13 protein-coding genes are annotated in these 12,567 nt (G+C 61.8%); 5 read left to right on the top strand and 8 right to left on the bottom strand.

All coding sequences use genetic code 11. From position 1 onward, the window contains the following. Nucleotides 1-75: 75 nt before the first annotated feature. Both C495_RS11665 and C495_RS11660 read right to left on the bottom strand, forming a co-directional pair. Nucleotides 76-861, bottom strand: coding sequence for an ABC transporter permease subunit (locus C495_RS11665; protein ID WP_008163125.1), 786 nt, complete (start codon nt 859-861; stop codon nt 76-78). Continuing rightward, a complete protein-coding gene (locus tag C495_RS11660; RefSeq protein ID WP_008163124.1) occupies nt 854-1,780 on the bottom strand; it encodes an ABC transporter ATP-binding protein in 927 nt (308 codons plus the stop codon). The genes C495_RS11665 and C495_RS11660 overlap by 8 nt, the downstream gene beginning before the upstream one ends. 217 nt (nt 1,781-1,997) lie before the next feature. On the opposite strand from C495_RS11660, the gene C495_RS11655 reads away from it, so the two are divergent. Together C495_RS11655 and C495_RS11650 are read left to right on the top strand one after the other, a co-directional pair. After that, nucleotides 1,998-3,269 (top strand): RNA-guided endonuclease InsQ/TnpB family protein, encoded by a 1,272-nt coding sequence (locus C495_RS11655; RefSeq protein WP_008163122.1) that lies wholly within the window; start codon nt 1,998-2,000, stop codon nt 3,267-3,269. Between the two features lie 53 nt (nt 3,270-3,322). Then, nucleotides 3,323-3,622: a hypothetical protein gene (locus tag C495_RS11650; protein ID WP_008163120.1), complete on the top strand. Its 300-nt coding sequence runs from the start codon at nt 3,323-3,325 to the stop codon at nt 3,620-3,622. A 48-nt stretch (nt 3,623-3,670) separates the two neighbouring features. On the opposite strand, the gene C495_RS11645 is transcribed toward C495_RS11650, so the two are convergent. Continuing rightward, the gene (locus C495_RS11645) at nt 3,671-4,300 is read right to left on the bottom strand and encodes a class I SAM-dependent methyltransferase (protein ID WP_008163117.1); all 630 of its coding nucleotides are present in this window, start codon (nt 4,298-4,300) and stop codon (nt 3,671-3,673) included. A 615-nt stretch (nt 4,301-4,915) separates the two neighbouring features. Between C495_RS11645 and nth the strand changes: the two genes are divergently transcribed. Continuing rightward, a complete protein-coding gene (gene nth, locus C495_RS11640) occupies nt 4,916-5,599 on the top strand; it encodes an endonuclease III (protein WP_008163115.1) in 684 nt (227 codons plus the stop codon). An 87-nt stretch (nt 5,600-5,686) separates the two neighbouring features. Then, nucleotides 5,687-5,932, top strand: a complete 246-nt coding sequence (locus C495_RS11635; protein WP_008163113.1) for a hypothetical protein — start codon at nt 5,687-5,689, stop codon at nt 5,930-5,932. 15 nt (nt 5,933-5,947) lie between these two features. On the opposite strand, the gene C495_RS11630 is transcribed toward C495_RS11635, so the two are convergent. Both C495_RS11630 and C495_RS11625 read right to left on the bottom strand, forming a co-directional pair. After that, a complete protein-coding gene (locus C495_RS11630) occupies nt 5,948-6,766 on the bottom strand; it encodes an NAD(+)/NADH kinase (protein ID WP_008163111.1) in 819 nt (272 codons plus the stop codon). Between the two features lie 52 nt (nt 6,767-6,818). Next, nucleotides 6,819-8,129: a M28 family peptidase gene (locus C495_RS11625; protein WP_008163110.1), complete on the bottom strand. Its 1,311-nt coding sequence runs from the start codon at nt 8,127-8,129 to the stop codon at nt 6,819-6,821. A 168-nt stretch (nt 8,130-8,297) separates the two neighbouring features. On the opposite strand from C495_RS11625, the gene C495_RS11620 reads away from it, so the two are divergent. Then, on the top strand, nt 8,298-9,095 hold the full coding sequence (locus C495_RS11620; protein ID WP_008163108.1) for a hypothetical protein: 798 nt from the start codon (nt 8,298-8,300) through the stop codon (nt 9,093-9,095). Nucleotides 9,096-9,309: 214 nt separating this feature from the next. On the opposite strand, the gene C495_RS11615 is transcribed toward C495_RS11620, so the two are convergent. The 3 genes from C495_RS11615 to C495_RS11605 all read right to left on the bottom strand — a co-directional run bounded on the left by C495_RS11615 (nt 9,310) and on the right by C495_RS11605 (nt 12,556). Next, nucleotides 9,310-10,062: an SDR family oxidoreductase gene (locus tag C495_RS11615; RefSeq protein WP_008163106.1), complete on the bottom strand. Its 753-nt coding sequence runs from the start codon at nt 10,060-10,062 to the stop codon at nt 9,310-9,312. Nucleotides 10,063-10,182: 120 nt separating this feature from the next. Continuing rightward, on the bottom strand, nt 10,183-10,989 hold the full coding sequence (locus tag C495_RS11610; RefSeq protein WP_049890289.1) for a CBS domain-containing protein: 807 nt from the start codon (nt 10,987-10,989) through the stop codon (nt 10,183-10,185). A gap of 55 nt (nt 10,990-11,044) precedes the next feature. Continuing rightward, a complete protein-coding gene (locus C495_RS11605) occupies nt 11,045-12,556 on the bottom strand; it encodes a DHH family phosphoesterase (RefSeq protein WP_008163103.1) in 1,512 nt (503 codons plus the stop codon). Between the last annotated feature and the right edge of the window lie 11 nt (nt 12,557-12,567).

The following is a 12,567-nucleotide window of genomic DNA, read 5'->3' as shown; positions in this document are numbered from 1 at the left end:
CTCTCTCATGTATCATCCTTATACTATCCCTTCGGTCCGCACACACCGGGCCCCTTTCAAAGGGTGCGAACCGTCTCAGATGTCCTTTCGCACAAACCAGAACTGGCTGATGACGACGAACAGCACTGTCATGGCGAGAAGAATTACAGCGTTGCCGAGATCGTACGTCCCCTCGAGCAGGATCTCGTTCGGATTGAAGTACTCCATCGGTGTGAGCGCTCCGATCGCTTCGTAATCGGTTCCCTGAAGCACCGATTGCATCAAGAACAGGGCGAACGTAACGCCGAGTGCGACCCGTTGGGCGATCGCCGAGCGATCGAAGGCGACAGAGCAGATGAGCCCGATCCCAGCACAGGCGAACAGATACGGAATCGAGAGGAGATGGACCGCGAACACGTCCATCACGGACATCGATTCGCCGATCAACCAGCCGCCGCCGAGCACGACGGGCGGCAACAGGAGGTTCACGATGACGATCGGAACGCCAAGCGCAGCGAACTTCTCAGTCAGTAGCCGGCGACGAGACACCGGCATCGCCAGTAGCGAATCCATCCGGCCACGGTCGATTTCGTCGGCGATCACACCCGCAGCGCTGTAGGCGAAGTAAAGCCCAAGCAGGATCACCCAGCCGAAGACGTAGAGTTCGAACGCGAGGAATCCCTCGAGTGAGGTCATCGTCTGTACGTCGAATAGCTGGATGATCTCCTGTGGATAGGCGGCAAGGAGTTCGTCTTCATCGAAGGTGTCCCGAAACGAGGGATAGATCCAGATGATCATTCCCGCCAGCACCGCCAGCCCAACCGACAGATACAGACTGCCCTTGATGCGCTTTCGTCCGTCGTATCGGAGGAACTCAAACATCGTTCTCACCCCCGTAAAACCGCAGGAAGACGTCCTCGAGTGGCGCTTCCTCGATCGAGAGATCCAACAGTTCGTACTCGGAGAGCGCTGTGAGGAGTCGGTTGATGTCTCCAGTGTACGTGAACGTACACTCGGTAAACGCCGAGTCGGGATCGACATCGGCCACATCACCGGGGATACTCGTCTCGAGGTCGTGGACGCCGTCGATATCGAGCACCGTGAGCGGAATCGGTGCCTCGCTCTGGATCCGCACTGCTTTCCCGCTTCGGGTCAGCAGCGTCTCGATGGGTTCGATCGTGACGAGTTCGCCGCTGCGAATAATGCCGACACGGTCACAGAGCCGTCGCACCTCGCTCAGAATGTGCGAGGAAAAGAAGACCGTCACCCCGTTTTCTTTCTCGCGTCGGAGGAACTCGGCAAAGCGCTGTTTCATCAGCGGGTCGAGACCGCTCGTTGGCTCGTCTAAGATCACGAGCTCCGGATCGTGCATGAACGTCGTCACGAGTCCCAGCTTCTGGACGTTCCCACGCGAGTACTCGCGGATCTTCCGATCCATCGGCGGGTCGAACAACTCGAGCAGTTCGTCGCTTCGCTCGTCGCCTTTGACCGCGGCGTGGAGCTCGAGGATCTCGTCGCCGGTCGCCTGCTCGTCGAACCCTGGCTCGTCGGAGAGATAGCCGATCTGCCGTTTGGCCTCGATAAGTGCCCGTTCGTCCTGGATGTCGTGGCCCAGCACCCGTCCGGACCCCGCCGTCGGCGAAATAAAGCCAAGCAGCATCCGAATGGTCGTCGTCTTGCCAGCGCCGTTCGGCCCTAAATAGCCGAAGACCTCCCCCGTGTCGACGCTGAACGTCAACCCGTCGTTTGCGAGGACCTCGCCGTAATCTTTCGTGAGCCCCTCGAGTTCGATGGCAGTCATAGAACGGGCTACTCAACGAACCCATTTGGCTGTACTGGTGAGTCAGACGATCTGATAGTTTAGGGCCTCACCCTCTAGACATAACCGTCCTCTGTCTATAGTAGATGAACGAGGGCGAGTACCCCGCCCCACCGGGGTCGGGGGTGAAGCCCGACACTCGTCCAACCTATCAACCGGACTCAATACCTTTACAAGACCGCAGTACGACGATTAGCGTATGCAGAAGTCGCTGACCAAAACACTCGTCTTTCAACTCCAACCCGACGAGAGCGGTCAGCAACTTCTGGACGACGCCTTCCTCGAAGCCCGCTCGGTTTACAACGAAACCATTCAGCGGGCAAAGAACGGTGAGGACTGGGACGAGATTCGGCAGGATTTAGAGTCAAATGCCAATCTCGTGAACAACACCGCACAACTTGTCGTACAGAAATCGCTCGAAGCAATTGAAAACTACTACGAGTACGACGACTACAACCAACCCAGCTACACCAAAGACGGCGCGTACCCGCTCCGGTCGAACTACGAGGAAGGCTACAACCTGTTCCCCGAAGATGACTGCATCCGCTACCGTATCAGCGCGAAACCGTACAACCCGGTGAAAGGCACGTTGTACGGCTCTCCCGCCGCCCTCGAACAACTCCGTAACGCCATCGAATCCGATGACTGGCGGGTCGGGACGGCAGAAGCGATGAATCGCAACGGTAACTACGAACTCCACATCAACACTACCCACACTGAGGCCGAAGTCCGTGACAAAGAGGATTCACGAACGGTGGTTGGTGTGGATATTAACGAGGATTGCGTTGCGCTTGCTGTCCTCCACGAGGACGACATTGTTGATTCGGTAGTCATCGACTTCCCTGAAATCAAGGAGAAGCGGCATCGGTATTTCACGATACGAAAGCGGATGCAGTACAACGGAAAATCCTCGTTCGACCGTGCGTTCGAGCAGCAGGAGGAACGGTTCGTCCACGGCCAACTCCACAAGGTCTCACGCCAAGTCGTGGAGTGGGTGTCACGGTTCGAGAAACCGTGCATCGTCTTTGAAGACCTCAAAGAGATGCGGGACTCGATTGACTACGGAACACGGATGAACCGCCGCCTTCACTCACTTCCGTTCCGCAAACTTCGAGAGTTCATCACGTACAAAGCCGCGTTCCAAGGCATCCCGTCTGACGAAATCACCCCAGAATACACGAGTCAGGCGTGTTCACTCACGGAGTGTGAGCATACGACTCGTGCAAACCGTAACAAGAAGCGGTTCAAGTGCGTGGAGTGTAGGCGGCAAGACCATGCCGACCGGAATGCGGCCATCAACATCGCCAAGAAAGGATTGGCGAAACTGAATCGGAATGTGCCTGCTCTCAAGACACTTCCCAACGTGCGGAAGTTGCGACGGCAGGTATCGGGCTGTGTGAACCAGCCGACCGTGACCCACGACACCGCCAGAGGCCACCACGCCGATGGTGTCGCGGGTGTGTCAGACTAATCCACGGGAAGCCACGGGCCACCGCGCCCGTGGCGGTTCACGGCTGACACCTCGTGGACCGTTATGCACCTCGAGCAAGATCCCTTCACATCACGCTCGACAGCGTTCGTCGAGCGAAAGGAGTCGGACATCCGGATTCGATCTGCGATGGGATCGCCGACGACCTCGGTGCCGAGTACGCCGCCGTAACACTCCTGTCTCAGATCGGCGCGCCAGTCACGGAGCCACTCGCTGTCGAAGTCGAGACGACGACACGCGACGACGGCGAGATACGTCGTCTCGTCACCGCCGAACTCGAGCGTCTCGACTCGTTCTCTCGAGCGCTCGTGGCCGGCGACGTGCGACTGTTCTGAGGGCGGCTTCTGTCTGCCCTTCACAGTAGTCGAGCAACGACGGGACTGTCACCGAGTCGCTTTGATTCCAACGAACGAGCCGTCACCGTACCCCTCCTCGATCGGTTCGGGGCCATCGACCTCGTCGAGCCAGTGGTAGATGGTCTGGACGAACTCGAACTCGGTGAACCCGGCTGCCTCGAGGGCCGCGACGAGTTCGTCGGTCGAAACGAACGTCGCGTCCCTGTAGAACGGATTCTCGTCTTTGGTCTCCTGATAGCGCTGGCCGACGGGACTGTCCTTGTCGATATATCCGATCACGAGCCGTCCGGACGGCTCGAGAATCCGATCCGCTTCGGCCAGCGTCTGCGGGATATCGTCGACGAAACAGATCGTCGTCACGATCAGCGCGGTCTCGAACGCGTCGTCTGCGAACGGGAGCGCTTCGGCGACACCTCTGACGGTGTCGATCCCTCGCTCGCGGGCGTACTCGAGCATCGCCTCGGCCGGATCGATCCCGACCGACAGCCCGAGCGGTTCGGCAAAGCGCGCGCTGCCGACGCCGATTTCGATGCCGTAGCCCGGCGACGGCACCAAACGTTCCAGCGCCTCGAGTTCGGACTGATACACGGTGTCGTGTGCCTCGAACCACCCTTCGTACCGGTCGGTGTGTTCCTCGAACGGCGCTGTTTTCGGCATATGCGTGCGTACGAGTTGGGGACTACTAACGCTTGGTACCACAGCACAGCCGCGACTGCATCGTCGAACGAAACCGACGGACGGAGACGGCCTGCCAAGTCGATGGATAGCGCACGGATACACATGACGATATTTTAGTAATAGTTAACTACTATCAATTTCCGTATGCTATTTCGAAGCAGGATCGCTCGGCCGAGGCGCTCGAGTCAGCGGTCGATTGCTGGTCGCCGCCACATCGACTCGAGGGCGTCGGCGATGGCAGCGTGCTACTGGTGCACGCCGAGTTCCAAAGACGACCGACAGGTAATTCGGCAACTCACGCTCAAAAACGCGCCGTACTCGATGGCTCGTCCATCGACCACGTCACCGCCCGTTGTGTTGTCTCCCCGTGTCGAAACGTCGTGTGCTCGAGTACATCTCGGTTAGCCGTCTCCGTCGACACTGACACACGGCATCAGTCAATTACTCACGGATTATAGAATGTATTTATCTCCGATATATCTAGATCGAACGGGTCAGTGGGTCCGCCAACAGTGGGTCGGCGACGACGCGGCCTCGAGCCCGCGCCGTCGCTGACCGACAGGGTCAAATGGTCGCTCTCGCAACGAACGCGCAATGGGAACCCCGCTCGAGAGCCGCGCAGAACAGGCCGAGGAAGTCATCACACGCCTCGAGGAGGCGTATCCGGACTCGACGATTTCGCTGCGGTATTCGAATCGCCTCGAGTTGCTCATCGCGGTGATGCTCTCGGCACAGTGTACCGACGAGCGCGTCAACAAGGAGACGAAACACCTCTTCGAGAAGTACGACGGGCCGGAAGACTACGCAACCGTCTCACAGGAGGAACTCGCTGAGGACCTGAACTCGATCACCTACTACAACAACAAGGCCAAATACATCCGTAGCGCCTGTACGACGATTCTCGAGGACCACGACGGCGAGGTGCCGGATACGATGGACGAGCTCACGGCACTGTCGGGTGTCGGCCGGAAGACCGCGAACGTGGTGTTGCAACACGCCCACGACGTTGTCGAAGGGATCGTCGTCGATACGCACGTCCAGCGACTCTCGCGTCGACTCGGGCTGACCGAGGAGGAGTACCCGGAGCCGATCGAACAGGACCTGATGGGAATCGTCCCCGAAGGCTACTGGCAGCAGTTTACCCACCTCTGTATCGATCACGGCCGGGCGACCTGCACGGCCCGGAACCCCGACTGTGCGGACTGCGTATTAGCTGAGATCTGTCCCTCTGCAAAGGGCGACAGCGAGATCGATCTCGCTTCCGGCGAGCCCTGGTAGCGCCGCCGACAGATCTCGTGCTCTTGCGCCGACTCTCGCAAGCCAAACGTCTTTTCGGGACTCGACGGTAGCCCTATTGGGATCAGCATGTCCGATTCTACCGACGAGATTGGGAAAGACGAACACGGACGAGACGTCGAACTGGCACACGAGGACCCTGAGGCCGACGACGAGGACGAGGGACTCACCGAAGCGGAGAAAGAGGCCCGAGAACGCCAAGACGAAGCACAGCGCCGGCAGGATATCGAACACAAATCCGACGAGCGGGAGAACGACGCCCGCGAGACCCTCAACCCGGACAATCACCGCGACGAGGAACCTCACAACAGCTAGGGTCCCGTCGGTCACCTATTCTGACTCGAGGTCGGGCACGGACAGCGTCGACAGCGCGCCGTCAGCAGCGATCGTGACCGCTGTGTCGACGGGGACCGTCTCGGCTGGCCGGTCGTCAACGACGAGTCTGACCGGCGTATCGTTGCGCTCGACGGTGAGCGTGAGCTCGTCCTCGGGGAGCACCCACTGGCACGTCTGCATGACAAACGGTGCAATCGGCGTGACAGCGACGGCGTCGACGGCCGAGGAGAGCTGCGGCGCATCGACGGCACTGGCGTAGCCACGGCTGCCTGCCGGCGTCGCGACGACGACGCCGTCGGCTCGAAACGTCGCCACCGATTCGCCGCGACTCGAGACACCGTACTCGGAGATTCGCGCGGGTTCGTCGGTCACGAGCGTGACGTCGAACAGCGCCCGCGCAGGGGTGTTGTTACCGTCTCGAGTCGTCCCGTCGTCGACGTCGACACCCAGCACTGACCGCTGGCGAATCGTCGCGTCGCCGGCGAGTGCGACTGCGAGCGCGTCCGGCAGCACGTCCCGGTTGACGGTCTCGAGACCGACGATGTCCCCAACGGGGAGGACGGGAGCGTCGGGGTCGGCTCGAGCGATCGCTGAAAGCGTCGACGCCCCTGCAGCCACCATCAGTGAGGGGTCGGTTTCGAGCACGTCCTCGAGGGTGCCACGAGCGATCGTCCCACCGTGGTCCGAAACGAGTCCCTCGAGGCCGTTGTCGACGCGGAGTAGCCGCGTGCCGGCATCGTCACTGTCGTCCGTACACGCCCGCTCGATGATTCCGACAACTGGCTGTTCGGCTTCGGCCCACGCGGCGTCCATGCCTCACCGTTTGCGCGGACCTGAAAAAAGTGTGCGGTTGACTCCCGAGCGACTACGACTCGTACGGCCAGTCGCCCGTGATCTGCATCCCCTCGGCGAGCCCCTGTGACTCGAGGTCGGCAGCGATGGCGTCGGGCGTTCGGTGCACGACGGTGACGTCCGCACTCGCCAGTTCGACGACGAGGTCGGTCAGCAAGATCGCTTGCTCCCGGAGGGTTCGTCGCTCGAGTTTCTCGATGGTGTCGGCGAAAGTGTGGCCCCAACCGCGGCCGACCTCGTCCGATGTCGACGTGACGTGAGTGCCCGGCACGCCCCACTGAACGAACGACCAGTGATCGCTGTGGGGACCGAGTTTCGGTACCGTCTCGATCGGGTGATCGTAGCGGTCTGCAACGGCGTCTGCGGCGGCCTCGAGGCCGTCGAACCCATGGGTCGTCATCGAAAGCGTTCGGTCACGAACGACGCCGTCGTTGTTGACGATCGCTTTGATCGTCTCGTGGTCGGCCGTCTCGGCGTGGCGGGCGGAGCCGACCAGACCCACCTCCTCGGCCCCGTAGGCGACGAACTCGACGCAAGTCTCGAGGTCGGCCTCACGACTCGCCAGCGCGTTCGCGAGTTCGACGAGCATCGCCGTGCCAGCGCCGTTGTCGAGTGCACCCTCCGCGATATCGTGGGCGTCGACGTGGCTGGTCACGAGCACGCGCTCGTCGGTGTCGGGGCCGAGTTCGGCGTGGACGTTCTGACTGCTTGTCTCGTGAATTTCGGCGTCGACCGCAAGCGTGAGTTCCTCGCCGTCGAACCGGCGAGCCAGTCGCGCCCCGACCTCGCTCGAGACGCCGACGGCTGGAATCTCGCCGATCGGATTCGACTCGGTCCCAACACTCCCAGTCGGCGGCAGGCAGCCCTCGACGTGGTTACGATAGATGAACCCGACGGCCCCGTGATCGACGGCGTGGTAATACTTCTCCCGGCGGTGGATGTAGCGTTCGGCGTACTCCGGAATGTCGCTTCTGACCATCACGACCGTGCCCTCGAGGTCGGCCGTCTCGAAATCCTCCGGAAGGCCGTAGCCGAGATCAACCAGCGGCGCAGTCACGCGCTCGGACGGACTGCGCGGGAGTGCGATGCACTTTTGGGTCGTCTCGCCGGCTTCGATCGAACTCTCACTGCGCGTCCAGCCCTGAATGTCGAACGACTCGAGGCGGGCGTTTCTCGCGCCGACATCCGTCAGCGCGTCACGTGTCAGTTCTGCGGCCTCGCGTTCGCCGTCGCTGCCGGCCATCCGGTTCCCGATATCGACGAGCGCCTCGAGATGAGTCCAGCCGACATCGCTTCCAAAGAGATCGCCAATCCAGCTCGTCATACGACAGCCATCACCGTGTGGGCGGGTAACTGTACCGTTCGGCCGAGTGCTGTACCCGACCGCAAGGCGTGCGCTCGAGGGTGGATACGACGGCCGAGGACGGCTGTCTGCTCCGTGACGCCGGCCGGTGTCGCGAGAGTTATGCACACCGATGCGTAACGGTTGGGCATGTCGTCGACGGATCTCCTCGTGATGGGGGGTGTGACGCTGTTCGGTCTGCTCCTTCTGGGTGGTGGACTGTCTATCGCCGCAGTCGGTGCCAGTCGCGTCCGGACCGCACGAACGCTTCGTGCGGCCGGACCAGTCTCGCTCCGTGCCGTCCCCGAGACGAGCGGTTTCGTCGAGTTCGGCGGAACCGCACAGGAACACGACGGTCAGACACTCGAGGCACCGATCACCGGCACGACGTGTCTGGCATACACCGTCCAGTCACGCGCTCGCGATGGCAGCGACGAGGAGGGTGAACCGATCTGGACGGTCGACGGCCGGCAGTCAGCGGGCGTGCCCTTCGCCGTCGAAGACGGTGTCGACCGTGTCGTAGTCGATCCAGCCAATGCTGTCTTCTCGGGCACCGACTGGGTGCGTTCGGAGACGACGTGGACAGACCACAGCGCGCTCTCGCCCGACGAAAGAGACCGGTTGCAGACGACCGAACTACCCAAGGCTGTGGCTCCGACCGACGAGAGCCGTCAGTACCGAGAGCAGCGCCTCGAGGCGGGACACGACGTTCACGTCTTCGGCGGCACCGTCCGGGAGTCGAGCGACCACGACGGCGGCCGACACACGCCGGTTACGGTCGCCGGCGACGACTGGCTCGAGATTACGACCGGGGGCGAACCAACCGTGCTCGCCGACCGACAGCGCTCCGGCGTGCTCTATCTCATCTTCGGCGGCCTGCTCTCGATTCCCGGCAGTGGCTTTACGCTCGCCGGCGTCGTCGGTCTGCTCTCGACAACGGTGCTGTGATACTGTCGGCCAGCACGATTCGAAGATCGGCCACGACTTCGCGACCGACGTCTCACTGACTGCTGTCCGACAGTAGCGCGCGATCGTAACAACTGAAACGGTTTACACACCGATCGCACTGTCCGCGGGTCTCGCACCAAACCGCGCTCCAGTCGTGCGATTGGGTGTGCACTGACGTTCAGTGGCTACTATCACAGTCGGGCGCAGACGACCGTCAGTCCTCGTCCCATGTGGTCGTCTCGAACTCTTCGAGACGGTCGAACGCCCAGTCGATGCTGACGACGTTTCGTGGCCGTTCGGCGAGTCCGTCGCGACTGACGACCTCGAAGGTTCGGTTTCGTGCCGCGGGCGTAAACGGTGCCACGGCCATGAGGCGGGCGACATCGGCTCGAGGGATCGACCCCGAGACGGAGGTGCCGCCGACGCCGACGACCGGCTCTTCTGTCGGCGGGTCGTTCGTCAGCCGTCCCGGCCGAAAGATCGTATACGGCAGGCCGGATCGGGACAACACGTCCTCGGCATCCCGCTTGGCTCGCAGCGAGCCACGGATCAGCAGGCGAGCCGGCACCGAAAGCCCCGCTTTCGAGTTTCCGACGCCGATCGCACTCTCGAGGACGAAGTGGGAGACACCCGCGTGGAGTGCCGCGGTCACGAGGTTGATGACGCCCGTGCGATCGACTAACTTGCCACCGACCGTGTGTCGCCAACTCGGTGGCGTCCCGACCGCACAGTAGACGATATCACAGTCCTCGACGGCAGCAACCGTCTCGCCCGACTCGAAGAAATCGGCGACGATCACCTCGTCGGCACCGAGTCGCTCGAGGGTGTCGACGTGTTCGTACGAGCGTGTCGACGCGCGAACAGTAAGTGCAGTCGGCCGTAGCACGGACAGTAGTTCGGTTCCAGTGTCGCCACTCGCTCCTGCAATAAGGACTCGCTCAGGTGTTCCGACGCCGGCATCAGTCATCGAGCGACCTACTGGCCGGGCACGGATAATCCTCACCAGTATCCAACCGGTCGGACAGTCAGTCCGTCGAACAACAGTCAACGACCGATAGACCCGAAAACCGGGCCGTAAACCACCGTACTACCGCTTTGACTGCAGCCGCTTCGTCGTCTGGACGAGTGGGTGGCGGGCGTAGTCGACGACTTCGATATCGTCGATTCGCTCCAGATTCTCTTTTTTCGCCGTGTTGGCCATGCCCAGATCGACCACTTGGTCGATGACGATGACGTAGGCGTCCATCTCGTCGATATCGAGCCGATCCGCTGCGAGCACCCGGTGGTGACCGTCGGCCAGCAGCAGCGTTCCGTTGTTGTCGATGACGACCAGCGGTTCGGCCAGTCCGTGCTCGAGTTCGTAGCGCCGGCCCTCGAGTTCGTCGGCGTACACGCGCCCCTGCGTGGGCGTGAGTGCCGCAATCGGAACCGTTCGGCGCTCTTGCTCGAGGTTGATGTCGTGAATCTGTTCTAACGTACGCATCAGTTTCCCTACCTTCTCGGGGGTTGCCCGCTCGATCTGACTGCGGATCACGTCGGCGTTCGAGATGATGCCGACGAGGTTGCCAGCGTCGTCGACAACGGGGAGCTTCTGGATACCCGATCGGAGAATAACGCGGGCCGCGTCGGTCACTTTCATATCGGGATGGGCGACGAGTAAGTCCGTCGCCATCACCTTGAAGATGGGATCGTCATCGTCCGCCAGCAACAGGTCACGGGCGCTGATAAACCCGTCCACGCGGCGGCGCTCACAGACAGGGAAGCCACTGTGTTCGTCGCTCTCGGCGATTCGCGTCGCAACGTCACCGACGGTCGAGTCGGGGGCGACCGTCACCACGTCGCGCGTCATGTACTCCTCGACTCGAGGCTTGCTCCTGTCCGACATGACATCCATAGGTAGCTCAACGGTCTCCCCGAGCAAAAGACTGTCCTCCCGCCCGGCCCCGACACTAGACGGACTCTTCGTGTTCGACGTCACCGTCGTCGATCGTAAACAGCCACTGGCTGGTCTGGGTGTAGGCACCAACCGACGCCCCGGGTTGGGTCTCGATCGCCTCGAAAAACCGGTTCGTGATCACTTCCTCGACGACACTGACGATCGACTCGACTTCGTCTTCGTCGTTCGCACTGCCAAGAATGCCGATATCGAGTTGTGCACCGGCCATATCGGCGTGTCCACCGGCGCTGCCGATCCGATCGAACGCATCTCGAAGGGCCTCGCCGAGATCGATGTCGGACGCCCGCGATCGTGCCGAGAGAAACGCCATTTCGTCGCGGAATCCGAAGATCAGCGTCGTATCGACGCCCTCCATCGCCAGTAGCTGATCGGCTGCCTGTGGCAACGCGTCCCGGTCGCTGATCCGCCCGACGCTTGCGACGGCGACCGACTCTCGCTGAACGCGGTTTTTGATCGCTCGAGCGATCGTCTCTAAGGTTTCGCCTTCGACTGTCGGCTGCTCGATCTGCTCGAGAACCGCTGCATCGACGTACGGACAGAGCGCTGAGGCGGCGTTGAAATCCGCCGGCGACACCTCTCGAGTGAAGTCGTTCGTGTCGATTCGGATGCCGTAGAGCAACGCCGTCGCTGTCGCCACGCTGGGTTCGATTTCGAACCGATCGAGGTAGTCCGTCAGGACGGTACTGGTTGCCCCCGCGTGTTCTCGGAGGTCGACGAACGCGCCGGGGACAGGGCCGCGAGGTGGGTGATGGTCGATCACGATGTCGACGGCCAAATCGTCGGGCAACTGGTCGTTAACACCGGGTCGGGAGTGATCGACCAGTGCAAACGCATCGTAGCCCTCGAGCGAATCCGTCGGCGACAGATTTCGGAGGTCGAGATCGAGCAGGTTGACCATCGCGCGGTTTTCCTGATGTGAGATCGTGCCGAAATAGCAGGCGTCAGCGTCGACGCCGACTTCCGCGGCGATGTCGACTAAGCCGACGGCGCTGGCGATTGCATCCGGGTCCGGGTTGTCGTGCATGACGACCGCCAGTCGGCCATCGATCGACGCCAGCTGTTTTCGAAGGCCGATCGCGGCGTCTGCCGACGGCCGGGCCACACTCTCGAGGACGTGATCGACCATCGCCGTCTCGGCATCGATGGTTGTGTCTGCAAGCGTCTCGAACGCGTCCCGGTCGGCCGGGGTCGCGTTCCCACCGAGATAGGCGACGATCGACGTTTCCGGGAACCGTGCTCGAGCGTGCTCGAGGATGGCTCGGTTGCTGTCGGTGCGATCGCTGGCAACGAAGACGACGTCCGGAGACTCGAGGGGCTCGAGTACAGATGGGTCGGTCGGATCGGCGTCTCGAGCGAGCACGCTCTCGTCACGAAGCGTCTCGACAGTGCTCGTATCGTCGGTCACGACGAGGAGTCGGTCTCGAGCAGCGTCGCCGCGATCGTGGAACCGTTCGACGACTTTCCGACCGACGGTTCCACACCCGAGTACGAGCCGGAAAACCATGTATGCCGGCT

This window comes from Natronorubrum sulfidifaciens JCM 14089 (assembly GCF_000337735.1).
Taxonomy (GTDB): domain Archaea; phylum Halobacteriota; class Halobacteria; order Halobacteriales; family Natrialbaceae; genus Natronorubrum; species Natronorubrum sulfidifaciens.
The sequence above is the reverse complement of the archived record's forward strand: the minus strand, read 5'-3'. Positions and strand labels throughout refer to the sequence as shown.